General features: G+C 72.5%; 26 protein-coding genes. 14 read left to right on the forward strand and 12 right to left on the reverse strand.

The features are described from left to right. Positions 1-20: 20 nt before the first annotated feature. Positions 21-890: a dihydropteroate synthase gene (folP, locus tag ACIBF8_RS00635; protein WP_396780214.1), complete on the reverse strand. Its 870-nt coding sequence runs from the start codon at positions 888-890 to the stop codon at positions 21-23. 152 nt (positions 891-1,042) lie between these two features. On the opposite strand from folP, the gene ACIBF8_RS00640 reads away from it, so the two are divergent. Both ACIBF8_RS00640 and ACIBF8_RS00645 read left to right on the forward strand, forming a co-directional pair. Further along, complete coding sequence (locus tag ACIBF8_RS00640; protein WP_396780215.1) at positions 1,043-1,693, forward strand: DivIVA domain-containing protein; 651 nt, start codon at positions 1,043-1,045, stop codon at positions 1,691-1,693. Beyond that, positions 1,690-2,187, forward strand: a complete 498-nt coding sequence (locus ACIBF8_RS00645; protein ID WP_396780216.1) for an SRPBCC family protein — start codon at positions 1,690-1,692, stop codon at positions 2,185-2,187. The genes ACIBF8_RS00640 and ACIBF8_RS00645 overlap by 4 nt, the downstream gene beginning before the upstream one ends. On the opposite strand, the gene ACIBF8_RS00650 is transcribed toward ACIBF8_RS00645, so the two are convergent. Beyond that, the gene (locus tag ACIBF8_RS00650) at positions 2,132-3,025 is read right to left on the reverse strand and encodes a sterol desaturase family protein (protein WP_396780217.1); all 894 of its coding nucleotides are present in this window, start codon (positions 3,023-3,025) and stop codon (positions 2,132-2,134) included. The genes ACIBF8_RS00645 and ACIBF8_RS00650 overlap by 56 nt on opposite strands. Before the next feature lie 134 nt (positions 3,026-3,159). Here ACIBF8_RS00650 and ACIBF8_RS00655 point away from each other — a divergent pair, with 134 nt between their 5' ends. Both ACIBF8_RS00655 and ACIBF8_RS00660 read left to right on the forward strand, forming a co-directional pair. Then, positions 3,160-3,741, forward strand: coding sequence for a DNA-3-methyladenine glycosylase I (locus ACIBF8_RS00655; RefSeq protein WP_396780218.1), 582 nt, complete (start codon positions 3,160-3,162; stop codon positions 3,739-3,741). Between the two features lie 13 nt (positions 3,742-3,754). Continuing rightward, positions 3,755-4,378 carry a hypothetical protein gene (locus ACIBF8_RS00660; RefSeq protein ID WP_396780219.1) on the forward strand — a complete coding sequence of 208 codons (624 nt, stop codon included), beginning with the start codon at positions 3,755-3,757 and terminating at the stop codon, positions 4,376-4,378. Between the two features lie 64 nt (positions 4,379-4,442). On the opposite strand, the gene ACIBF8_RS00665 is transcribed toward ACIBF8_RS00660, so the two are convergent. Both ACIBF8_RS00665 and ACIBF8_RS00670 read right to left on the reverse strand, forming a co-directional pair. Then, positions 4,443-5,234 (reverse strand): enoyl-CoA hydratase-related protein, encoded by a 792-nt coding sequence (locus ACIBF8_RS00665; protein WP_396780220.1) that lies wholly within the window; start codon positions 5,232-5,234, stop codon positions 4,443-4,445. Between the two features lie 4 nt (positions 5,235-5,238). Further along, positions 5,239-6,057: a PaaX family transcriptional regulator C-terminal domain-containing protein gene (locus tag ACIBF8_RS00670; protein ID WP_396780221.1), complete on the reverse strand. Its 819-nt coding sequence runs from the start codon at positions 6,055-6,057 to the stop codon at positions 5,239-5,241. 190 nt (positions 6,058-6,247) lie between these two features. Between ACIBF8_RS00670 and ACIBF8_RS00675 the strand changes: the two genes are divergently transcribed. After that, on the forward strand, positions 6,248-6,415 hold the full coding sequence (locus ACIBF8_RS00675) for a DUF3117 domain-containing protein (protein ID WP_007455245.1): 168 nt from the start codon (positions 6,248-6,250) through the stop codon (positions 6,413-6,415). 147 nt (positions 6,416-6,562) lie between these two features. Next, positions 6,563-8,038 carry a leucyl aminopeptidase family protein gene (locus ACIBF8_RS00680; RefSeq protein ID WP_396780684.1) on the forward strand — a complete coding sequence of 492 codons (1,476 nt, stop codon included), beginning with the start codon at positions 6,563-6,565 and terminating at the stop codon, positions 8,036-8,038. 54 nt (positions 8,039-8,092) lie between these two features. Here ACIBF8_RS00680 and ACIBF8_RS00685 read toward each other — a convergent pair whose 3' ends face one another. Beyond that, positions 8,093-8,662, reverse strand: a complete 570-nt coding sequence (locus ACIBF8_RS00685; protein WP_396780685.1) for an O-methyltransferase — start codon at positions 8,660-8,662, stop codon at positions 8,093-8,095. 419 nt (positions 8,663-9,081) lie between these two features. On the opposite strand from ACIBF8_RS00685, the gene ACIBF8_RS00690 reads away from it, so the two are divergent. Together ACIBF8_RS00690 and ACIBF8_RS00695 are read left to right on the forward strand one after the other, a co-directional pair. Next, positions 9,082-10,524: a trypsin-like peptidase domain-containing protein gene (locus ACIBF8_RS00690; RefSeq protein ID WP_396780222.1), complete on the forward strand. Its 1,443-nt coding sequence runs from the start codon at positions 9,082-9,084 to the stop codon at positions 10,522-10,524. A 76-nt stretch (positions 10,525-10,600) separates the two neighbouring features. Continuing rightward, the gene (locus ACIBF8_RS00695; RefSeq protein ID WP_396780223.1) at positions 10,601-11,023 is read left to right on the forward strand and encodes a preprotein translocase subunit TatB; all 423 of its coding nucleotides are present in this window, start codon (positions 10,601-10,603) and stop codon (positions 11,021-11,023) included. Positions 11,024-11,225: 202 nt separating this feature from the next. On the opposite strand, the gene ACIBF8_RS00700 is transcribed toward ACIBF8_RS00695, so the two are convergent. The 3 genes from ACIBF8_RS00700 to ACIBF8_RS00710 all read right to left on the reverse strand — a co-directional run bounded on the left by ACIBF8_RS00700 (position 11,226) and on the right by ACIBF8_RS00710 (position 14,380). Further along, positions 11,226-12,374: an Mrp/NBP35 family ATP-binding protein gene (locus ACIBF8_RS00700; protein ID WP_396780224.1), complete on the reverse strand. Its 1,149-nt coding sequence runs from the start codon at positions 12,372-12,374 to the stop codon at positions 11,226-11,228. A gap of 76 nt (positions 12,375-12,450) precedes the next feature. After that, positions 12,451-13,101, reverse strand: a complete 651-nt coding sequence (locus ACIBF8_RS00705) for a DUF1003 domain-containing protein (RefSeq protein ID WP_396780225.1) — start codon at positions 13,099-13,101, stop codon at positions 12,451-12,453. Beyond that, a complete protein-coding gene (locus tag ACIBF8_RS00710) occupies positions 13,094-14,380 on the reverse strand; it encodes a magnesium transporter MgtE N-terminal domain-containing protein (RefSeq protein WP_396780226.1) in 1,287 nt (428 codons plus the stop codon). Before ACIBF8_RS00710 ends, ACIBF8_RS00705 begins: the two co-directional genes overlap by 8 nt. A gap of 33 nt (positions 14,381-14,413) precedes the next feature. Between ACIBF8_RS00710 and ACIBF8_RS00715 the strand changes: the two genes are divergently transcribed. Together ACIBF8_RS00715 and ACIBF8_RS00720 are read left to right on the forward strand one after the other, a co-directional pair. Next, entirely contained in the window at positions 14,414-15,283 is an 870-nt protein-coding gene (locus tag ACIBF8_RS00715) for a PhzF family phenazine biosynthesis protein (protein ID WP_396780227.1), read from the forward strand. A gap of 12 nt (positions 15,284-15,295) precedes the next feature. Then, positions 15,296-15,826, forward strand: coding sequence for a hypothetical protein (locus tag ACIBF8_RS00720; protein WP_396780228.1), 531 nt, complete (start codon positions 15,296-15,298; stop codon positions 15,824-15,826). A gap of 8 nt (positions 15,827-15,834) precedes the next feature. On the opposite strand, the gene ACIBF8_RS00725 is transcribed toward ACIBF8_RS00720, so the two are convergent. Then, entirely contained in the window at positions 15,835-16,554 is a 720-nt protein-coding gene (locus ACIBF8_RS00725) for an HAD family hydrolase (protein WP_396780229.1), read from the reverse strand. Positions 16,555-16,660: 106 nt separating this feature from the next. On the opposite strand from ACIBF8_RS00725, the gene ACIBF8_RS00730 reads away from it, so the two are divergent. The 3 genes from ACIBF8_RS00730 to ACIBF8_RS00740 all read left to right on the forward strand — a co-directional run bounded on the left by ACIBF8_RS00730 (position 16,661) and on the right by ACIBF8_RS00740 (position 19,587). Continuing rightward, positions 16,661-17,605 carry a DMT family transporter gene (locus ACIBF8_RS00730; protein WP_396780230.1) on the forward strand — a complete coding sequence of 315 codons (945 nt, stop codon included), beginning with the start codon at positions 16,661-16,663 and terminating at the stop codon, positions 17,603-17,605. A gap of 84 nt (positions 17,606-17,689) precedes the next feature. Then, the gene (locus tag ACIBF8_RS00735; protein ID WP_396780231.1) at positions 17,690-18,214 is read left to right on the forward strand and encodes a SigE family RNA polymerase sigma factor; all 525 of its coding nucleotides are present in this window, start codon (positions 17,690-17,692) and stop codon (positions 18,212-18,214) included. Then, entirely contained in the window at positions 18,211-19,587 is a 1,377-nt protein-coding gene (locus ACIBF8_RS00740) for a hypothetical protein (RefSeq protein ID WP_396780232.1), read from the forward strand. The genes ACIBF8_RS00735 and ACIBF8_RS00740 overlap by 4 nt, the downstream gene beginning before the upstream one ends. Here the strand turns inward: ACIBF8_RS00740 and ACIBF8_RS00745 are convergent. Beyond that, entirely contained in the window at positions 19,584-19,874 is a 291-nt protein-coding gene (locus ACIBF8_RS00745; protein WP_396780233.1) for a hypothetical protein, read from the reverse strand. The genes ACIBF8_RS00740 and ACIBF8_RS00745 overlap by 4 nt on opposite strands. Continuing rightward, a complete protein-coding gene (locus ACIBF8_RS00750; RefSeq protein ID WP_396780686.1) occupies positions 19,867-20,691 on the reverse strand; it encodes an SDR family NAD(P)-dependent oxidoreductase in 825 nt (274 codons plus the stop codon). The genes ACIBF8_RS00745 and ACIBF8_RS00750 overlap by 8 nt, the downstream gene beginning before the upstream one ends. A gap of 128 nt (positions 20,692-20,819) precedes the next feature. On the opposite strand from ACIBF8_RS00750, the gene ACIBF8_RS00755 reads away from it, so the two are divergent. Beyond that, complete coding sequence (locus ACIBF8_RS00755; RefSeq protein ID WP_396780234.1) at positions 20,820-21,776, forward strand: HpcH/HpaI aldolase/citrate lyase family protein; 957 nt, start codon at positions 20,820-20,822, stop codon at positions 21,774-21,776. 31 nt (positions 21,777-21,807) lie between these two features. On the opposite strand, the gene ACIBF8_RS00760 is transcribed toward ACIBF8_RS00755, so the two are convergent. Next, positions 21,808-22,317 (reverse strand): DUF4190 domain-containing protein, encoded by a 510-nt coding sequence (locus tag ACIBF8_RS00760; protein ID WP_396780235.1) that lies wholly within the window; start codon positions 22,315-22,317, stop codon positions 21,808-21,810. Positions 22,318-22,389 lie beyond the last annotated feature (72 nt).

Genomic DNA, 22,389 nt, shown 5'->3' on the forward strand with positions numbered 1-22,389 from the left:
TCGGTTACGGCGACAACCGGTCAGGCCAGTCCCCGGCGCGTTTCCTTAGGTGGGCGGTCGCCTCGGATCGAGGCCACCATGTCCAGCACCCGGCGGGTCGGGCCGACCTGGTGGGCCCGGAAGACCCGGGCGCCCAGCCAGGCCGAGACCGCCGTCGCGGCGAGGGTCCCCTCCAGCCGTTCGGCCACCGGCAGGCCCAACGTCTCCCCGATGAAGTCCTTGTTGGAGAGCGCCACCAGCACCGGCCAGCCGGTCCCGGTCAGCTCGTCCAGCCGGCGAGTGATCTCCAGGGAGTGTCGGGTGTTCTTGCCGAAGTCGTGTGCCGGGTCGATGAGGATGCCGTCGGGGCGTACCCCTGCCGCCACCGCGCGCTCGGCGAGCCCGGTCACCGTCGCGACCACGTCGGCGACCACGTCGGGGAAGGCGGCCCGGTGCGGCCGGGTGCGCGGCGTCAGGCCCCCGGCGTGCGAGCAGACCAGGCCGGCGCCGGTCTGCGCGGCCACCCGGGCCAACGCGGGGTCGGCCCCCGACCAGGTGTCGTTGAGAAGGTCCGCGCCGGCCGCCACGGCCTCCGTCGCCACCTCGGCCCGCCAGGTGTCGATGGAGATCACCACCTGCGGGAACGCGGCTCGGACGGCGGCGATGGTCTGCACCGTGCGCCGGATCTCCTCGGCGACGTCCACCTCCGCGCCGGGACCGGCCTTGACCCCGCCGATGTCGATGATGGCCGCGCCCTCGTCCACCGCCCGCTCCACCGCCCGCAGAGCGCTGTCGGCGTCGAAGGTGGCTCCCCGGTCGAAGAACGAGTCCGGCGTGCGGTTGATGATCGCCATCACCACCAGCTCGCCCGGGGCGAACGTGTGCCCACCCAGCCGAAGCGCCCCGGCCATGCCCGCCTCCTGGAAGTCCGCGCCGTCGCCGCCGCGTCGGCCGGTCCCGACGCTAGTCGGTCGTCCGCCGGTGATTTCGGCGGGCGGCACTGATCGTGATCGGGGCGGGTGGCGGGGTCGCTCCCGGCCGGCTGCCATGCCACGATCAGTACATGGGTCAGCTTCTGCTCCTCCTGGTCGTGGCGTTGACCGTCGCGGCGGTGATATTCGGCGTGACGGTGCTGGTCAGCGGCCGTGATCCCGGCTTGGTGCCGGTCGAGCCGGATTCACAGGCCGTGGCCTTGCCGGGCACCCGCCCGCTGCGCGAATCCGACGTGGGGGCGGTTCGTTTCGACACCGGCTTGCGCGGGTACCGGATGGACCAGGTCGATCAGGCGATGCGGCGTGCCGCCTACGACATCGGCTACAAGTCCGAGCTGATCGGCGTACTGGAGTCGGAGGTCATCGCGTTGCGTGAGGGACGCACCGACGACGCGGACGTGCTGCGCCAGGCCCGCGAGCAGTCTGCCAGCAAGGTGACGACCGCGGACCCGGCCGAGCCGGGCACGGCAGCAGCCGAGCCGGGCACGGCAGTGGAGCCGGGCAACGACGCGCCGCTCACCGACGGGGCGGGTTCGGCCCCGGTCGGCTCGACGGCCCCCGACCCGTTGCCCGCCGCCACCTCGTCCCCGGCGGATTCCGACGGTGTGGCACCTGCCGTCGGGTCAGCCGAGCGCGAGTCGGCTCATCGTGAGCAGACCGCCGGCACGCCCGCCGGCGGCACCGAGCAGCGCGACGCGGTGGTTCGGTCGGAGCCGGCGTGACCGAGCCGGAGGGCGCGGACGATCTTCGGGAGGCAGCCCAACCCGGCGCCGGTGAGGTGACCGCCACGGTGATCGTCGACGCCCCGGCGGAGCAGGTCTTCGCCGCGTTGCTCGCCTGGGAACGGCAATCCGACTGGATCCCGTTCACCCGGGTCCGGGTGGTCGAGGGAGACGGGCGCGAGGGCAGCCGGATCGAGGCGGTGACCGCGCTCGGCCGGGCGACGCTGCGCGACGAGATGCGGGTGGTCCGGGTCGACGAGCCGTACGAGATCGGCGTGGTGCACCACGGCCAGTTGCTGCGCGGCCCGGGGGTGCTGCGCTGCACCCAGCTGGGCCGGGACCGCACCCAGGTCGTCTGGCACGAGTGGTTCCACCTGCCGGGCGGCCGGGCCGGTCGGCTCGCGTGGCCGGTGCTCTGGCCCGGCTCCAAGCTCGGGCTTACCCAGGCGCTGAAGAGGTTCGCCCGTCTGGTCGAGCAGGGCCGGCTGCCCTGACCAAGCCCGGTGCCGGCTGCCAGCCCGGCGCGCGGAAGAGGTGCCCGGCGCGGTGCCGCCAGGTCGCCGCGGCGCGCAGGTCCCGAGCGATCGAGGCGTACTCGTGGAAGGCCACCCGGATCGGGTTGTAGCTGCCGACGTTCTTGGTCAGGCCGTACACGCAGCGTTCTCGTTCCGGCGCGAACGAGCCGAAGAGCCGGTCCCAGACGATCAGGATGCCGCCGAAGTTGCGGTCCAGGTAGCCGCCCTGCGAGGCGTGGTGCACCCGGTGGTGTGACGGGGTGTTGAACACCGCCTCGTACCAGCGCGGCATCCTGTCGATCCGCTCGGTGTGGATCCAGAACTGGTAGAGCAGGTTGACCGAGCCGCAGAACGCGACCACGGCCGGGTGGACGCCGGCCAGGATCAGCGGGATGTAGAAGATCCAGCTGGTCAGGCCGGTCCATGGCTGACGCAGAGCGGTGGAGAGGTTGAACCGCTGCGACGAGTGGTGCACCACGTGCGAGGCCCAGAGGATGCGGATCACGTGGTGGCCGCGGTGCGACCAGTAGTAGAAGAAGTCCTGCGCGAGCAGGATTAGCGGCCAGGTCCACCAGAGCTCGGCCACCCGCAGCGGGGTGAGCGCGTAGAGCAGCGCGTACGCGGCAGCGATCGGTACCTTCCAGAGCAGGTCGGTGAAGATGCTGCCCAGCCCCATCGCCAGGCTGGTCGCGGTGTCGGCGCCGCCGTAGCCGACCTCGTCATCGTCGCGATGCAGCAGGTAGGAGACCCGCTCCAGCACGATGAGCAGCACGAAGGCCGGGATGGACCAGGCGATGACGTCCGGGAACTCCTTCACCGCGGCCTCCGCTCGCCGTCACCGGCCGGGGCGCACCGGTGGGTAACCTCGACCTACTGGTCGGTAACAAGCACCATAGGCAGCCGAGCCGCCGGTGGCAATGGGTGTCGGACGGATGCCCTAGCGTGTACGAGGTGACTGACCTGGTGATCGGCGCCGACGGGCTGGCGCGCTGCGCCTGGGGGTCGAGCACCCCCGACTACGCCATCTACCACGACACGGAGTGGGGGCGGCCGCTGCACGGCGACGACGCGCTCTACGAGCGGATGACGCTGGAGGCGTTCCAGTCCGGGCTGTCCTGGCTGACCATCCTGCGCAAGCGTCCGGCGTTCCGGCTGGCCTTCGACGAGTTCCACCTCCCGACCGTCGCCCGCTACGACGACGCCGACGTGACCCGGCTGCTCGCCGACGCCGGCATCGTCCGCAACCGGGCCAAGATCGAGGCGGCGATCGCCAACGCCCGCGCCGCACTGGAGCTGCCGGAGGGTTTGTCCGCGCTGCTCTGGTCCTTCGCCCCGGAGCCCCGGCCCGCTCGCCCCGCCTCGTTCGCCGAGGTCGCACCGATCACGCCCGAGTCGACAGCGATGGCCAAGGCGCTCAAGAAGCGCGGCTTCCGGTTCGTCGGCCCGACCACCGCGTACGCCCTGATGCAGGCCACCGGAATGGTCGACGATCACATCGTCGGCTGTCACGTCACCCGCCAACCGGCGGCGTGATGAGATGGCAGGCATGACGACCGAGACCGCGCACCGGGCCGGTGCGGCCGGCAACGCCGACGGGTTGGGCACCTGGGCCGTGCTGCTGCCCGCCGAGCGGTACGAGGCCGAGCGGCTCGTGCACCACGACACACTGGAGCTGACCGGGCTGACCGACGTCGCCCGCCCCGGGCCGGGAGACCAGGTGGCCGTGCTGGTCGACGCACCTCCACGGCTGGTGGCCCTCGGCCGGGTGAGCGCGCCGGCTCAACGCCACCGCGAAGACCCGGATGACCCGCAGTCCCCGACCGAGCCGGGGACGCTCGTCGTGGCGTACACCCGGCGGGCCTTCGACGAGCCGGTGCCGGCCGACCTGCTGACGCTCGACGGGCCGGTCACCGCACTGGAGCCGGCGGCCTTCCGGGCGCTGGCCGACCAGCTTGGCCCGCCCCCGGCGCGGCGCACCTGGCTGGTCAGCCTCGACCTGCCGATCGAGGCCGGCACGCCCGCCGAGGCGGTGCGGTTGTTCTGGTCCTACGTGCAGGAGTTGGGGCCGCGTGAGTTGCCGGCCTTCGTCTCGCCGTCCGGCGACGAGCTGGCCATGCAGGCGTTCGTGCTGGGCGAGCAGGCCAACCAGGATCCGGAAGAGGACGACTAGAACAGCTTCCACCCGTCCCCGCCAGGCGGCGAGGACCGGGCCCGGGTCGGGGTCCGAATCGCGTTCAGCGTCCCTCGAAGACCGGTTTCTGCTTGGCGACGAAGGCGAACGTGGCCGCCCGGTGGTCGGCGGTGGCACCGCAGATCGACTGGGCCTGCGCCTCGGCGGCGAGGGCGTCGGCGAGGGTTCCGGCGTCGGCGATGGACAGCTGCCGCTTGATCGCCCCGTACGCGACGGTCGGACCGGCGGCGAGGCGGGCGGCCAGTTCCTGTGCGACGGGCAACACCTGCTCGTCGTCGTCGGTCAACCGGTTGAGCAGGCCCAGTCGGCAGGCCTCCTCGGCCCGGACCGGCTCGGCCAGCATCAGCAACTCCACCGCCTTGGCGTGGCCGACCAGCCGGGGCAACGTCCAGGAGGCGCCGGTGTCGGCGGCGAGACCGACCTTGGTGAAGGCCATCAGGAAACTGGTGGTCGGACCGCCGATGCGGATGTCGGCGAGGAACGCCAGCGACGCGCCCGCCCCGGCGGCCATCCCCCGGACCGCGGCGATCACCGGCTTGGGCAGGTTGGCGAGCCGGGCGGTGATCGGGTTGTAGTGCGCCCGCACGGTGCCCAGCGGGTCACTGGCGGAGTTTTCCAGGGTGGACACGTGCTCGCGCAGGTCCTGACCGGCGCTGAACGACCCGCCGGCCCCGGCCAGGACGACCGCGCGGCAGGATCGGTCGGTCTCCAACTCCGCCAGGGTGTCCCGTAGCGCCTCCTTGAGCGCCACGTCGAGCGCGTTCATGGCGTTCGGCCGGTTCAGCGTGAGGGTGACGACGGCGTCGGTCCGGTCGACCAGCAGCGGCTCGGTCACGTGTCTAACGACCCTTCTGTCGGACGATGCGGTTGCCGGCGTCGAGGCACTGTTCGACGTACCGGTCGGCGGCCGGACGCAGGCGGGCCGCGTGCCGGTCGAAGAAACTGGCTGCGGCGGTGCCCGGCCACCGCTCGGGCAGCAGCGCCGGGGGCAGTTGCGGGTCCCGGAAGAGGAACGTACGCCAGGCGTGCACGAGCCGGAACCGCGTCGCGTACGCCTCCTCGTCGCTGCTGCGCACGGTGACTGCCGCGAGCAGTGGGCGCTGGTCCGCGACGAACTGCTCGTAGGCGCGGCCGATCTCGGTCAGGTTCCAGGCCCGCCGGACCACGCCCATCGCCCCCGGGGTGCCGGAGAAGTGCGAGGCGGTGAACCGCTCGAACCGGATGCCGGTCTCGGCGAGGAGCAGGTCGACATCCTCGGCGGGGCGGGTGGCGACCCAGGTCTGCTCGTCGAGCGTGCCGTAGCCGAGAAAACTCAGGTTCGCGGCGAGCCGCTGCCGGTCTCGCCGGGAGCCCGGGGCCTCCAGCACCAGCAGATCGAACCGGCCGTCCCAGGTGACCCGGCCGGTCCGGTAGATCCGGGCCGCAGCCTCGTCGAGTCGTCTGGCGGCTTTCGGTGTGATCGAATATCCCGGTCCGGAGGCCAACCGGAGTGGTTCGAGCCAGCCCTGACGCACCATCCGGGACACCGCGGTGCGAACTGCTGGCGGTGCGATTCCCAGCGGCGCCAGCAGCTTGACCAGGGCAGCAACCGGTGCCCGGCCACCCCTCGGACGGAGGTGGTCGCCGTACAGGTCGAAGAGTGCCGACCGTGCCTGCATGACCGCACATTGTGACAGGCCTTCTCAAGATAAGCTAGATGCTGTTACATCAATGCTGCTCCGGTTTGGGTCCGGCGGTGTTCATCAGGGAAAATCGTTGGTCGACACCCCCGCGACCGTTGCGGGTGGTCGTGACGAAGTGGCTGTGGGGCAACCCACCGACCCTGGTGTAGGTCTGAGGGGAGACAACATGGCGGCGATGAAGCCGCGGACGGGCGACGGTCCGCTGGAAGTCACCAAGGAGGGGCGGGGCATCGTCATGCGGGTCCCGCTGGAGGGCGGTGGCCGGCTCGTCGTCGAGATGACTCCCGACGAGGCCAACGCGCTCGGTGATGCATTGAAGGCAGCGGCCGGCTGAGTAAGGAGTGCTCCGGGCGGCTCAGGCCGCCCGGAACGTTCTGCAGACCCTGAGCCACCGGAAACGCCGGTGGCTCAGGGTCTTCACCGCTGCGGGCGGGTGAGTTCGGTTCCGGTCCGCGACATTTTCCTGGAGGTACGGTTCCGCGTGCTCGCCATCCGTCTGATCGCCGAGCCCGACCGGCTCGACGTCCTGGTCCTGCCCGTCCGTCCCGTCGAGTCGACGGCCGGAGACGGCACCTCGGCCGAGCCGGTGTCGACCGCCGTGACGGCCCCGGACGGCACGGCCGACGAGGCCGCCGCGCTGGTCCCGGCGGCCCGGCTCACGGGTCGAGCCGGTGAGATCCACACCCAGCTGCGCCCCGGGCGTACCCCTGGGCGGCTGCTGCTGCTCGGCATCGGCGACGGCGGTGAGGCGGCCTGGCGGACGGCCGGCGCGGCCCTGGCCCGCTCCACCGCCGATGAGACGCACATCACCATCGCGCTGCCGGCCGAGGTGACCCCGGCCGCGGTCCGCGGGTTGACCGAAGGGCTGCTGCTCGCGCCGTACCGGTTCCGCCTGACCGAGGCCGCCGACCGACCGGCGCTCAGCGGCGTCGACCTGCTGCTCGCCGACCCGGCCGCGCACCAGGCCACCGTCGCCACGGCCCAGACCACGGCGGCGATGACCCACCTCGCCCGCGATCTGACCAACACCCCCTCCTCGGTGAAGACCCCGCAGTGGTTCGCCGATCAGGTGGCCTCCGCCGCGGCCGATCTTCCGGACCTGCGGCTGCGGGTCCGTGGCCCGGCCGAGCTGGCCACCGAGGGCTTCGGCGGGATCCTCGCCGTGGGCGGTGGCTCGGCCAGCGGCCCCCGGCTCGTCGAACTGGACTGGCACCCGGCCGACGCGCGCACCCACGTGGTGCTGATCGGCAAGGGCATCACCTTCGACACCGGCGGCATCTCGATCAAGCCGGTCCCGGCGATGAAGCTGATGCGCAAGGACATGGCCGGGGCGGCCGCCGTCGTCGCGGCCACCCTCGGTGCCGCCACGCTGCGGCTGCCGGTCCGGATCACCACGCTGGCCCCGCTCGCCGAGAACATGGTCAGCGGGTCGGCGTTCCGCCCCGGCGACGTCATCCGGCACTACGGCGGCACGACCAGTGAGACGACCAACTCCGACGCCGAGGGTCGGCTGGTCCTCGCCGACGCGCTGGCGTACGCGGTGCAGCAACTCAACCCGGACCTGCTGATCGACCTGGCCACGCTCACCGGCGCGAACTCGGTAGCACTGGGCAAGCGCACCGCCGCCCTGTACAGCGAGAACGACGAACTCGCCGCCGCCGTGCTGGCGGCGTCCGAGGCGGCCGGCGAGTCGGCGTGGCGGATGCCGCTGCACACCGACTACGTCGAGTACCTCGGCAGCGAGATCGCCGACCTCTACAGCGCGCCGGCGCAGGGTGCCGGTTCGGTGCTGGCCGCGCTCTACCTGCGCGAGTTCACCGGTGAGCTACGGGACCGCTGGCTGCACCTGGACATGTCGGCACCCTCCTGGGCGGACAGCGACCAGGCCGAGGTCAGTCGCGGCGCCACCGGCTGGGGCGTCCGGTCGTTGCTCCGCTGGCTCGCCGACGTCAACTAGGGCGTGGGTCGAAGCCTCGGCTCGACCGAGGCTTCGACACGTCCCGGGCCCGGGTCAGCACTTCACCGCGGCGAGCAGCCCGTGCCCGACCGGGAGCAGCGCGGGGATCCAGTGCTCCGACTCCCGGACCGACTTGATCGTCTCGCGGACCGTCACCGTTTCCGCGTCCCGGGCGGCCGGGTCGCCGATCCGGCCGCTGGCCAACACCCCGTTGAGCGCCAGCACGCCCCCCGGGCGCAACAACCGCAGCGCCGCCTCCACACAGGCGTGGAAACCGGTCGCCTCCGCGTCCACGAAGACCAGGTCGTACGCACCGTCGGCGAGCCGAGGAAGCACGTCGAGCGCACGACCGGTGATGATCCGGGTGCGACCGGCCGCGAAGCCCGCCTCGGCGAAGATCCGCCGGGCGATCCGCTGGTGCTCAACCTCCACGTCGATGGTGGTGAGCACGCCGTCGGCGCGCATGCCACGCAGCAACCAGACGCCGCTCACCCCGGTGCCGGTGCCGATCTCCACCACCGCGCGGGCGTTGCCGGCGGCGGCCAGCAGCCGCAGCGCCGCTCCGGCGCCAGGGGTGACCGCGTCCAGGCCCACCTCCCGGGCCAGGCTGCGGGCGGTACGCAGAACGAGATCCTCGGTGACGTACGACTCGGCGAACTGCTGCGCCTGCGTCGTCGAACTGCCGGAACCGGCGACCGTGGCGATGGGGCACCTCCGGGGGCGGTGCGTGGTGCGGGGGCGGGTTGGCACTGTGAGCGTAGAGGCGACCGTCATGGGGCGCAGCCGCGCCTCCGCCTGAAGCGATCACCGAAGCAACCGCTGACCCCACCGCGGGCATCCGTGCAATCCTGGAGGCGGTATCCCGTCAGCCGCGACCAAACCGGCCCGTGGCCGGGCGACGCGGCGCGGGATCCGGGGACGGACTGGGAGGCACCGACGTGACCGACGGCTGGGACTGGCGCCGGGGCGGTGAGACTCCGGCGCAACCGCCCGGGGCAGGGACTCCGCCGGTGGGGCCGCCGACCACGCCGGGGGCTGACCGCATGCCGCTCGCACCGCCGGGCGGTGGGCCGACGCAGAGCTGGCCGGCGACCCCCGCTGGGCCGACGCAGAGCTGGCCGGCCACCCCGGCTGGGCCGACGCAGAGCTGGCCGGCGACCCCCGCTGGGCCGACGCAGAGCTGGCCGGCCACCCCGGCTGGGCCGACGCAGAGCTGGCCGGCGACCTCCGTTGGGGCGGCGTCGGGCTGGCCGGCACCCGCCGCTAGCGGACCCGCCTCGGCCGCCGCGTCGCCCTGGTGGTCGGACGCTCTCGCCGATCCCTGGCGCGATCCGGCGGCACCGACCGCGGTGGTGGTGCCCGGGGCGGTGGCGGCCGGCACCGAGCCCGAGCCGGTCACCGATCCCGACGCGCCGGGCCGCCCGACGCTGCGCCACCTCTTGCTCATCCCGGTGATCACCGCGCTCCTGGCCGGCACTCTCGGCGGTGCGTTGGGCTACGCGTTCGCGGTCCGCAGCGGTGCCGGTCAGGCGGTGCTCGGTGGGGCTCCCACGGAGGTGCCGGCGCTGGCCCAGCGCAAACCGGAGTCACTGGCCGGGGTCGCCGAGCGGGTCCTGCCCAGCGTGGTCACCGTCCGGGTGAGCAGCCTCGGCGGGACCAGCGAGGGCTCTGGCTTCATCGCCACCGCCGACGGCCATGTGATCACCAACGACCACGTGGTGGCCGGCGGCAGCGGCAAGGCGTCGGTGGTTTTCAACGACGGCAGCACCGCGCCGGCGACCATCGTCGGTCAGGACCCGGAGTCGGACATCGCCGTGATCAAGGTGAGTCGTCCCGGGCTGCGACCGGTGGAGTTCGGTGACTCCGACGCGCTGGCGGTCGGCGACCCCGTGCTCGCCATCGGTTCGCCGCTGTCGTTGGCCAACACGGTCACCGCCGGCATCGTGAGCGCCCTGGACCGGACGATGCAGGCCGGCGAGCCGGGCGGTCCGGTGCGCTACTACGCGGCCATCCAGACCGACGCCGCGGTCAACCACGGCAACTCGGGCGGCCCACTGGTCGACGGCGCCGGCCGGGTGGTCGGGGTGAACTCCACCATCAAGTCACTGGTCGCCGAGGGGCAGGAGGCGGGCAACATCGGGCTCGCCTTCGCCATCCCGATCAACCAGGCCAAGCGGGTGACGCAGGACATCATCGGCACCGGCAAGGCCCGGCGTACGGTGATCGGCGCCCGGGCGGACGGCCCGACCGGGGTCGCCGGAGGTGGCCTGCGGCTGGCCGAGGTGGAGCCGTCCGGGCCGGCGGATGGCGCCGGGTTGAAGGTCGGCGACGTGATCCTCAAGATCAACGGGCGGCCGATGACCGAGCCGACCGACCTCACCGCGCTGGTCCGCAAGTACGCGCCGGGCTCGGTCGTGACCGTCGAGTTTCGGCGGGGCTCCGCCCGGCAGAACACCTCGGTAACTCTCGCCGCGGACGCGAAGTGAACAGCGGCGCACCCCTTGCCGGAAAGCCGTCCGGCGTGCGTAGTCTTGCTGCTGACGCCGAGAGGAGGCCCGCGGGATGCTCGACAACCTGAACTGGTGGGAGATCGGTGCGCTGCTGCTCCTGGCGCTGCTGATCTTCGGCGACCGGCTCCCCGCCGTGATCACCGACGGCCTGCGGTTGGTGCGCAACCTGCGCAACATGGCCCGCAACGCCACCGGCGATCTGAGCCGCGAGCTGGGCACCGACATCCAGCTGGAAGACCTGCACCCGAAGGCGTTCATCCGCAAGCACCTCCTCAGCGAGGAGGACGAGGCCGCGATCCGCAAGCCGTTGCAGGGCGTCTACGACAACCTGCGCGCGGACGTCACCGGCGTGCACAACGACCTGAAGGACGTGGCCAGCGCCGCCGACCTGCGGTCGAACGAGACCCGGTCCGGCACGGCCACCGGTACGCCTTCGGCGCCGGCACCGCGGGTCAGCTACGACGACGCCACCTGAGCGGTCCGCACCTGTTCGGCCTCGATCGACCCCTGATCAACTCGGGTTGCAGGAAGTCGGCCGATCAACCGGCGCGGGATGCCCCGACATCCTGAGAGCCGAGTTGACCATGCTGGCCCGGCGGTGGTGCGAGCGCCGTCGACCACCTCGGCCGGCGGTGGTGCGAGCGCCGTCGACCACCTCGGCCGGCGGCGGTCAGCGGTCAGCGACCGGCGGGCTTGAGGCCGAGTGGCTTGCCGAGCAGCGACTCCCGGCGCAGCGCCAGCCGGTCGGCGATGGTGCCGAGTGCCTGCGCGGCCGGGGACTCCGGCTCGGCCAGCACGATCGGGTTTCCGGCGTCGCCAGCCTCGCGGACCCGGGTGTCCAGGGGGATCTGACCGAGCAGCGGCACCTGCGCGCCGATGGTGCGGCTCAGCGACTCGGCGACGGCCGCGCCGCCCCCGGAGCCGAAGATCTCCATCCGGGAGCCGTCCGGCAGCTCCAGCCAGGACATGTTCTCGATGACGCCGACCACCCGCTGGTGGGTCTGCAGGGCGATCGCGCCGGCCCGCTCCGCCACCTCGGCGGCGGCGGCCTGCGGGGTGGTGACCACGAGGATCTCCGAGTTGGGCAGCAGCTGGGCCAGCGAGATGGCCACGTCACCCGTGCCCGGCGGCAGGTCGAGCAGGAGCACGTCCAGGTCGCCCCAGTAGACGTCGGCGAGGAACTGCTGCAACGCCCGGTGCAGCATCGGACCGCGCCACACCACGGCGGCGTTACCGGACGTGAACATGCCGATGGAGATCACCTTCACGCCGTGCGACTGCGGCGGCATGATCATGTCCTCGACCCGGGTGGGTCGACCGTCCGCGCCGAGCATCCGGGGCACCGAGTGGCCGTAGATGTCCGCGTCGACCACTCCGACGGAGAGCCCACGGGCGGCGAGCGCCGCCGCCAGGTTGACCGTCACGCTGGACTTGCCGACGCCGCCCTTGCCGCTGGCCACCGCGTACACCCGGGTGCGGGAGCCGGGCTGGGCGAACGGGATGACCGGCTCCTCGGTGGCGCCGCCGCCGCGCAGCTGCGACTGCAACGACTGCCGCTGCTCGGGGGTCATCACACCGAAGTCGATCTCCACGCCGGTGACGCCGGGCACCGCGGCGACGGCGGCGGTGATGTCCGTACGCAGCTTGTCCTTCAGCGGGCAGCCGGCCACGGTGAGCAGCAGCTCGACGCGTACGACGCCGTTGGCACCGATCGTGGCGGAGCGGACCATGCCCAGCTCGGTGATCGGCCGGCGGATCTCCGGGTCGTTGACGGTGGCCAGGGCGGCCTGGATCGCGTCCTCGACGGTGCTCACGGGTGCTGACATGCCCGCAATGCTACGTCGCGGGGCATCCGCTGCCCCCGCTGCCCGGGGCGGTGTGAGCCAATCGATGACCGGCTGGTCAGCCCTCTGACCGGCGTGGGCCGGTGCCGTCCGGCCGGGTCTCCCGGCTGAGGTCGCCGTCCAGGTCGTCGCGGGGTTCGTCCAGACCGACGCCGTCGGTCGGCCGCTGGCCACGGCGCTCCTGCCGGCTGTCCTTGTCCTGCTGGCGGCGCTCCAGCCGCTGCCGGCGCTGCCCCGCCTCGTCCAGTTCCTCGGCCAGCCGGGCCAGCTCGGAGCGGAGGAAGTCGCGGGTGGCAACCTCACCCAACGCGATCCGCAGGGCCGCGATCTCCCGGGCCAGGTACTCGGTGTCCGCCTTCTGCGCGGTGGCTCGCCGCCGGTCCTCCTCCAGGGCCACCCGGTCCCGGTCGGCCTGCCGGTTCTGCGCCAACAGGATCAGCGGGGCCGCGTAGCTGGCCTGCAACGACAACACCAGGGTCAGGAACGTGAAGGTGTACGGGTCGAAGCGCAGGTTCGCCGGGGCCAACGTGTTCCAGACGAACCAGATCGTGATCACCACTGTCATGACCACGATGAAGTTCGCGGTGCCCATGCCCCGGGCGATGCCCTCGGACCACCGACCGAACGCCTCCGCGTCGAACCGGGGCAGCTTGACGCCCCGGGGCTCGCGTGGCTGGTCGAGACGCTCCGTCCGTCGCTGGTCAGCCATCCGAGCTGTCCAGCCCGGTGTCGGTGGCACCCGGGGCGGTCAGGGCGTCGCGGTCCCGCCAGTCCCGGGGTAGCGAGTGGTCCAGCACGTCGTCCACCGTCACGGCGCCGACCAGCCGGTTGTGCCGGTCGATCACCGGCATGGCGACCAGGTCGTAGGTGGCCATCCGACGGGTGATCTCCGGCAGCGGCGTGGTGGGGCGCAGCGGGTCGATGTCGTTGACCACCACCTTGCCCAGCAGGTCGGCCGGTGGTTCGCGCAGCAGCGCCTGGAAGTGCACCATGCCCAGGTAGCGGCCGGTCGGCGTGTTCTGCGGTGCCCGGGTCACGAAGACCTGCGCCGCGACGGCGGGGGAGAGCTGTGGCTCCCGGATCCGGGCCAGCGCCTCGGCGACGGTGGCGTCCGGCGGCAGGATGACCGGCTCCGAGGTCATCACACTGCCCGCCGTGCCGGGGGTGTACTTGAGCAGCTGACGTACCGGGTCGGCCTCGTCCGGCTCCATCAGGTCCAGCAGCACGTCCTGCTCGGGTGGGGGCAGCTCGTTGAGCAGGTCCGCGGCGTCGTCCGGGTCCATCTCCTCCAGGACGTCGGCGGCCCGCTCCCGGTCCAGGGCGGCGAGGATCTCCACCTGGTCGTGTTCGGGCAGCTCACTGAGCACGTCGGCCAGGCGCTCGTCGTTCAGCGCCGCCGCGACCTCGTTGCGCCGTGCGTCGGGCAGATCCTGCAACGCGTTGGCCAGGTCGGCCGGGCGCATGTCCTCCAGTACGGCGAGCAGGTTCGCCGTACCCCGGTTGTCGGCGATGCCGCTGAGCCCGCGCACCCGGTCCCACTCGACCTGGTGCAGGTGGCCGCGGCGGGTGAGCCGACCGGTCTGCTCGCGCACGGCGACGCGGGTCAGTGACCACTCGCCACCCCGGCTGCACTCCATCGCGACGTCCACGACCGCGCCGGGCTGGCCGCCCGGGTCGAGTTGCACCCGCCGGTCCAGCAGCTCCTGGAGCACCAGCAGCTCGTTCGGGCGTTTCTCGAACCGGCGCAGGTTGAGGGTGCCGGAGCCGAGCACGACGGCGTCGGCGTCGATGGAGGTGATCCGGTTGATGGACAGGAAGATCCGACGGCGCATCGGCATCTCGGCGACGAGCCCCACCACCTCCGGCGGACGCTTGGTCGCCCGGAGCCGTGCCACGGCGTCACGAACCCGCCCCACCTGATCGCCGTTCGGGTCAAAGACGGCGACTCCGGCGAGACGGGCGATGTAGACCCGGGTCGGCGTGCTCACGGGCACCAGCCTAAGCGCCTAGTGTTTATCAACATGTCGACCTTGGCCTACGAGATCGTGGACGTCTTCACCGATCGCCCCTTCGCCGGCAATCCGCTGGCGGTGGTGTTCGGTGCGGAGGCGCTGGCCACCGAGCAGATGCAGGCGCTCGCGCTGGAGTTCAACCTCTCCGAGACGGTGTTCGTGCTGCCGCCGACGCAGGTCGGGGTCACCTACCGGGCCAGGATCTTCACACCGGTGGAGGAGTTGCCGTTCGCCGGGCACCCGAGCGTCGGCGCGGCGGTCACCGCGTGCCGGCGGGGCATGTTCGGTGTGGGGCAGGTCACCCAGGAGTGCGCGGCCGGAGTGCTGCCGATCGAGGTGACCGGCTCCGGGGCGACGCTGACCGGTGGCACCCCGACCCTCGGGCCGGAGCTGGACCCGGAGCCGTTGCTGGAGATCGCCGGGCTGGTCGCCGACGACCACGTCGGCCCCGCGCCACGGGTGGCCGGCTGCGGGCTGGAGTTCCCGTACCTGCCGGTGCGGCCGGAGTCGGTGGCCCGCGCGCAGGTGAACTCGGCGGCGGCGCAGCGGTACGGGGTGTCGCACGTCAGCGTCTTCTCCTGGGATGCGTCCGCGCAAACCGCGCACGCCCGGGTCTTCGTGCCGGGGATCGGCATTCCGGAGGACCCGGCGACCGGTTCGGCGGCGCTCGGCCTCGGTGTCTGGCTGGTGGCGAGCGGTCTGCTGCCCGGCGAGGGGCGGTCGGCGTACGCGGTCCGCCAGGGTGTGGAGATGAACCGCCCCTCCGCGTTGGCCTGCACGGTCACCGCGGCGAACGGTGTGGCGGTCGGCGCGACCGTCGCCGGCCAGGTGATGCCGGTGGCCCGGGGCGAGATCGCCGTGCCGCCGTTCGTGGGTTGAGCGCAGGCGTCGATGCGGGAGGATGCGGGTGTGACGGACGAGGACGCCCCCGGGGGCACACCCCTGGTCGACGAGGCGATGAAGAAGGCCGCGGTGGCCTGGATCAGCGTTGCCGGCGGGCCGGCGCTCGCGCTCTGGTGCGCTCCGCTGGAGGGCGCGCTGCTGGTGGTCAGCGGGCCAGGCGAGCAGGCCGCGCCGGGGCTGGCCGACGCGACCGAGGCGCAGGTCACCCTGCGTGGCGACCACGGTGGCCGGATCGTCACCTGGCCGGCCCGCGTGAGCCGGGTGCGGCCGGGCACCGAGGCGTGGGAGACCACCGCGCCACTGGTGGCGGCGAAGCGCCTCAACGCGCCCGGTCCGACCGCCGACCTGGTGGCCCGGTGGGTCGCCGACGGGTGCGCGGTGAACCGGCTCGCCCCGGCCGGTACGCCGTTGTCGGGGGCGGACCTGCCGGCCGACGCGCAGGCCGAGCCACCCCGGGAGACTCCGGCGGTGCGGGCCACCCGCAAGCCGTTCCGGCTGCACCGGGTGCGTCGCCGCTGATCAGCCGGTCAGCCCACCGGCCGGCCGACACCCACCACCGCCGCGTCGGTGTCGACGAGGTCGAGCACCTCGCCCAGCGCGCCGAGCGTGGGGCCGCGCCAGTCCCGGTCGGCGTTGAACACCATGTGGGTGGCCAGATCCGGTGCGGCGAGCCGGACGGCGGTCATCCCGGCCCGCTCGGCGCCAGTCAACTCCTGGCTGCCGCCGTCGCCCACGTAGAGGCAGTCGTCCGGCCGGAGCCCGAGCCGCTGACAGGCGGTCAGGTAGAGCGCCGGATCCGGCTTGCACCGCCCCACCTGCACCGAGAAGACCCGCACGTCGAGCAGCGGGGCGATCGCGAGCTGCGGCAGGAAGGCCGGCAGTTCGTGCGTACAGTCGCTGATCACGCCGGTGCGCAGGCCGCGCTGGCGCAGGCCCGCGAGCACCGGCACCGCGTCGGCCCGCAGCCAGGTGTCCGCGCGGACCGCCCGGTGCCGGGACGCCACCGCCGCCCGCACCGCATGGTCACTGGGATGTACGCCGACCTGGGCGCACACCCAGCGCAGCGTCGCCTCGGCGTTGCCAAGGCGGCCGCTGGCCCGCTCGTAGTAGGTGCGGTCCAGCACCTCGGTCAACGTGTCGGTGTGACAGCCGAGCAGCTCGGCGGTGCCGACGTGGGCGACACCGCGTTGCACCGAACGGGTCAGGGTGCCGAAGAAGTCGAACAGCACCGCCTGGTAGCGGGACATGGGGGAACGCCTCCGGGCGGTCGAGGGTCGCCGGCGCGGAACCGCGTGATCGTAACGGAGTGATGACCCTCCGTGCTGACCGTCATACGTGTGAGGATTACGTCCCGTGCCCCCACCTTCACATCGATCGACCCTGGATCCGCTGACCACCGGCGCGGTCGGGCTGGCCGTGGTCGCCGTGTCGTCGTCCGCGCCGCTGATCGCGTACGCCGCCGCTCCCGCGTTGGCCATCGCGTTCTGGCGCAACCTGCTCGCGGTGGCGGTGCTGAGCCCCTTCTCGCTGGCCCGGCGTCGCGCCGAGTTCCGCAGGCTGACCGTGGGGGCGGGCCGGCGGGAGGGGCTGTTCTGCGTGCTGTCCGGAGTCGCGTTGGCCGGGCACTTCGCGACCTGGGTGCCGAGCGCCCAGCTCACCTCGGTCGCCACCTCCACCGCCCTGGTCGCCACCCAGCCGGTCTGGCAGGGGCTGATCGCCCGCGCCCAGGGGCGTCCGCTGCCCCGGGTGGTGTGGATCGGCATCGCCGTGGCGGTCGGCGGTGCGGCGATCGCCACCGGAGTGGACGTGGGGGTCTCCGGCCGGGCCGTCCTCGGCGACGTGCTGGCGTTGACCGGCGGCATGTTCGCCGCCGTCTACACCGCCTTCGGTGAGCGCGCCCGGACCAGCATCAGCACCACCACCTACACCACCATCTGTTACGGGATCTGCGCGCTGATCCTGCTGGTCATGTGTCTGGCCGGGGGCGTGCGGTTGACCGGGTTCGACGGGCGGACCTGGTTGGCCATTCTGGCCCTGGTGGCCGGCGCCCAACTGCTCGGGCACTCGATGTTCAACTACGCCCTGCAGAAGATCCCGGCGACCACGGTGAGCGTGCTGATCCTGCTGGAGGCGCCCGGTGCGGCCCTGCTCGGTTGGGCCTGGCTGGGTCAGCTGCCCCGCCCGTACGCGCTGCTCGGAATGGCGTTGCTGCTGGTCGGGGTGGCGGTGGTGGTGCTCAGCGGCCGCCGGAGCGCGCCCACCGCCCTGCCGACCGACCCGACCCCGCTGCACGACTGAGCACGTCACGAACCGAGGAATGTGGACGCGTGTTCCCTCCGCGGCTGGCCCGCCCGGCGTCTGTCCAGGTGAGGAGGCAATCCGTTGACGACTGAGGACCGCACCCGGGACGGCTTCGCCGACTTCGTCCGGGCCGATACCGCCGGGTTGACCCGGTTCGCGTACCTGCTGACCGGTGACCGCCACCATGCGGAGGATCTGGTCCAGGTGGCGCTGGCTCGGGTCGCGGTGCGCTGGGAGCGGGTCGAGGATCCCCCTGCCTACCTGCGTCGGGTGCTCTGCACCCAGGCGGCCAGCTGGTGGCGCTGGCGGCGCGCCCGCCCGTCCGAGCAACTGGGCTGGGTGCTGCCGGAACGAGCCGGTCCGGGTGACGACACCGACCTCAGGCTGGTCCTGCGGGCGGCGTTGGCCCGGCTGACCGTGCGGCAGCGTGCGGTCCTCGTGTTGCGCTTCTACGAGGACCGCACCGAGACCGAGACGGCCGAACTGCTCGGCTGCCGGGTCGGCACCGTGAAGAGTCAGACCCGCCACGCCCTCGGCCGGCTCCGCGTCCTCGCCCCCGAACTGGCCGAACTTGTCGGCCGCGATCCGCAGGAGGTGACCCGGTGACCGCCCGGCTCTCCGAAGCGTTGCGCCGCCTCGCCGACGACGTGTCGCCCGCCCGCGTACCCGAGGGGTTCTTCGACGCGGCGCGGACCCGGCACCGTCGTCGCCGGGCCGTCGTCGCCGGCGCGCTCGCCGTCCTGGTCCTGCTCCTCGGCACCGGGTACGCGCTGCACCCGGTGGCCCTGCCGCTGCCCGCCAGCCCGCGGCACGACGCTCCTGGCCTGCCGACCAAGCTCGTCGACCCGCCGCTGCGGACCGCCTCGATACGCTACTCGGCACCTGGCGCCGCGGCGATGCTCTTCGGTGGTCCCGCCGTGCGCACCAACTGGTTCGAGACCCGGCTGGGTGTCGTGGCCGCCGACGACGACCGCTACCGCGTGCTGGACGGAGATCCGGCCGCCGCGGGTTTCGAGGCGTTGCTCTCCCCAGACGGCCGGTACGCCTGGGTCGGCGCGTCGCTGTTCGATTTGACGTCTGGCAGGACCATCCCAGACCGCCCGGCCGGCTACCCGCTCGCCTTTGCGCCGAACGGGGAACGCCTGGTCTACGCCGACGATGACACCACGTTCACGTCCCCGAACACCTACCGCACCCCGTACGTGGGGGTCTACGACCGGGATCGCGGATCGGACGTGCTGCGGGTGCGGGTCGGCACCGGCTGGATCCCGCCGGGACGCACGGCCGCGCTGTCGTCGGACGGCGGCGACCTCGCCCTCCAGGTCCGCGACGAGGTCTGGCTGACCCGGGTGGGCGACGCGGGCGCGGATCGGTTCGCCGAGCCGTACCGGAAGCTGCTGCTGGACGGCGGGCGGCTGGCCGGGGCAGGCTCCTGGCTGCCGGACGGTCGTTCGGTGGCCGTCCTGGGCCGGTCCACCTGCACTGACTGCCCGGTGCCGTCCTACCCGCGCACCTGGACGCTGGCGACCCGGTCCACTATCGATGGCACCCCGTTGGCCGGAGCGGCGTTCCCGCCGCTGCGCTCCCGCTCGTTCGTCCAACTGCTCGGCTGGCGCTCGGCGGACGAAGCGGTCGCATTGGTCGGCGTGCCGGGTCCGACGGCGGTGGACCTCCCGGAGGACCACGACGTGGCCTGGGGGCCCTATCACGAGCCCGGAACGGAGGCGGTGGAACTCGTGGTGCTCCGTCGGGGGGCTACCGAGCCGGAAGTGCTCTTTCGGACGCCGAAGGGCATCACCGACCTGTCGGTCGCCGCCGACCTGGCGATCGACGGGGCGGTACGCGAGTCCGGCCGCCCCCACTACGGGCCGCCGCCGTTCTGGGCGCTCGCGGCGGGGTTCGTCCTGGCGGCTATCGTCACCCGGCCCGTGCTGTCGCTGCTGCGCCGCTGGCGCGACCGGCGACGGCTCACGCCCTAGCCCTTCCGCACCTCGATCACCCGGGTCGTCGGTGCGGAGTCACCCAGCGCGGCGCGCAGGGCCGCCCGGTCCGGGTCGGCGAGGAACGACTCGTAGCCGGCCTGGGAATCGAACTGGATCACCTGCACCTCGGTCTGCCCGTCGGTGCCGTGCAGCCGTCGTTCCAGCCGGCCGCCGTGCCGTTCGAGCAGGGCCAGCACGGCGTCCTCGTAGCGCTGCCCGGCCGCCTCGGCCCCGCCGGCGTACTCGACGATCGCGACAAGCGTCAGCACGCCGGCGCTAGTCATCGAGACCGACCGCCTTGGCGCTCGCCGCCCAGAGCCGGGCGGCGAGTTGCGGGTCGGCCGCCTTCCGAAAGGGCCGCCGCAGCCGACGATCGGCGTAGTAGCCCCCGTCGACCAGCCGGGAGCGCTCCTGGTCGGCCAGCCACACCAGGGTCTCGGCGCCCTTCTCCGGGCTGCGGAACGGCATGATCCGCATGCCGAACGCCACCAGCCTGCTGTCGTTGGCGAACCGGGTGCGAACCATCCCGGGGTGGAAGCTGTACGCGGGAATGTCCGGCCAGCGCCGGGCCGCCTCGGCGGTGAACAGGATGTTCGCCTGCTTGCTGGTGCCGTACGCGCCCATCGGCCGATAGTCACGCAGTGGCTTGTTCAGGTCGTCCGGGTCGAGGGCGCCGAAGCGGTGCGCGCCAGAGGCGGTCACCACGATCCGACCCACCCGGTCGGCGAGCAGGTTCGTCAGCAGGAACGGGGCCAGGTGGTTGGCCTGGATCGACATCTCGAAGCCGTCGACGGTGCTCAGTGGTTGCAGTGCGATCGCCCCGGCGTTGTTGGCGAGCACGTCGATCCGGTCGTACGCGGCCCGTAGCTGCTCGGCCAGTCGGCGTACGTCGTCGAGGATCGCGAAGTCGGCCCGGAACAGCTCCGGACGCTCGCCGGAGTTCTCCCGTACCCGTTCGGCTGCGGCCTGTAGGCGGGCCGGGTCCCGCCCGACCAGCACCACCCGGTCGCCACGGCAGGCCAGGTGCACGGCGGCAGCCAGCCCGATGCCGGAGCTGGCCCCGGTCACCACCACCAGTCGACGCCCAGTGAGATCTTCCACAGGTCCATTCACCCCGGTCATGGCGCGAGGTTACCGTGGCGTCACAACGCCCTTTGGGATCGTTAAGTTCTCGGATCTGTCGTCAGGTGGCGTCGGCATGCCCGCCGGACGCTGGAAGGAGCGCATCCATGGCCGCGATCGGTCGCCCCCGCAGGTCCTGCCTCGCCGTGCCGGGTTCCAGCGTCAAGATGCTCGGCAAGGCCCAGGGACTTCCGGCCGACCAGGTCTTCCTCGACCTGGAGGACGCCGTCGCCCCACTGGCCAAGCCGGACGCGCGCAAGAACATCGTGGCCGTCCTCAACGAGGGTGACTGGGCCGGCAAGACCCGGGTGGTCCGGGTCAACGACCTGACCACCCCGTGGACCTACCGGGACGTCATCGAGGTGGTCGAGGGCGCCGGCGCCAACGTGGACTGCATCATGTTGCCGAAGGTGCAGACGGCCGCCCAGGTGCAGTGGCTGGACCTGACGCTCACCCAGATCGAGAAGACGATCGGCCTGGAGGTCGGGCGAATCGGGATCGAGGCGCAGATCGAGAACGCCGCCGGTCTGGTCAACGTGGACGCGATCGCCGCCGCCTCGCCGCGGGTGGAGACCATAATTTTCGGCCCGGCCGACTTCATGGCGTCGATCAACATGAAGTCGATGGTGGTCGGCGGCTTGATCCCGGACTACCCGGGCGACCCGTACCACTACATCCTGATGCGGATCCTGATGGCCGCGCGGATGCACGACAAGCAGGCCATCGACGGCCCCTTCCTGCAGATCCGCGACGTCGACGCGTTCCGCGAGGTGGCCAAGCGCTCCGCCGCGCTGGGCTTCGACGGCAAGTGGGTGCTGCACCCGGGCCAGATCGACGCCGCCAACGAGGTCTACCAGCCGGCGCAGGCCGACTACGACCACGCCGAGTTGATCCTCGACGCGTACGAGCACTACACCTCGGAGGCCGGCGGTCGCCTCGGCGCGGTGATGCTCGGCGACGAGATGATCGACGAGGCGTCCCGCAAGATGGCGCTGGTGGTCGCCGCCAAGGGCCGGGCCGCCGGGATGAGCCGTACCTCGTCGTTCACCCCACCGGCGGCGTGACGGCCCGGGCCCGGACGACCGTCGCCGCCGATCAGTAGTTGCTGCCGCTGTCGTTGTTCGTCGTGATCGCGTAGATGATCGCGGCGGCGTAGATGGCGAGCACCAGCACCAGGAGCCCGGTGAGAATCCAGCCGACGATGATGGCGGCCTTCGCCATCCCCGCACCGCCCTCGCCGCTGAGCCGGATCTGCTTCTGCGCGACATGCCCGAGGATCGCTCCGATGGGCGCGGTGATGCAGGACGTGAAACCGAGCAGGGCCAGCACGAACGCCGCGATGGCCAGCCCGTTGGTCTTCGGCGGCTGCGGATAGCCGTAGCCGGGGTACTGCGGCGGGTAGCCGACCGGGGCGTAACCGGGCATCGGCTGGGTCGCGGGCGGCTGCCCGGCGCCGTACGGGTCGACCGGCGCGTACGGGTTGGCCGGGCCGGGCTGAGTGGGCACCGGCTGACCAACCACCAGGGTCGGGTCGGGTGCGGGGCTCGACGGCTGAACCGGCCAGGTGGGATCGGTCGAGTTGCCGGGCGGCGGGGGATTGGTCATTGGGACTCTCCGTCACGTCGGGGTGCGGTGACAGGGTAGCCAGCGCCGCCCAAACCCGACGCCCCCGCTTCC

It is taken from the genome of Micromonospora sp. NPDC050276 (genome assembly GCF_044459545.1).
In the GTDB taxonomy this organism is placed as follows: Bacteria; Actinomycetota; Actinomycetes; order Mycobacteriales; family Micromonosporaceae; genus Micromonospora.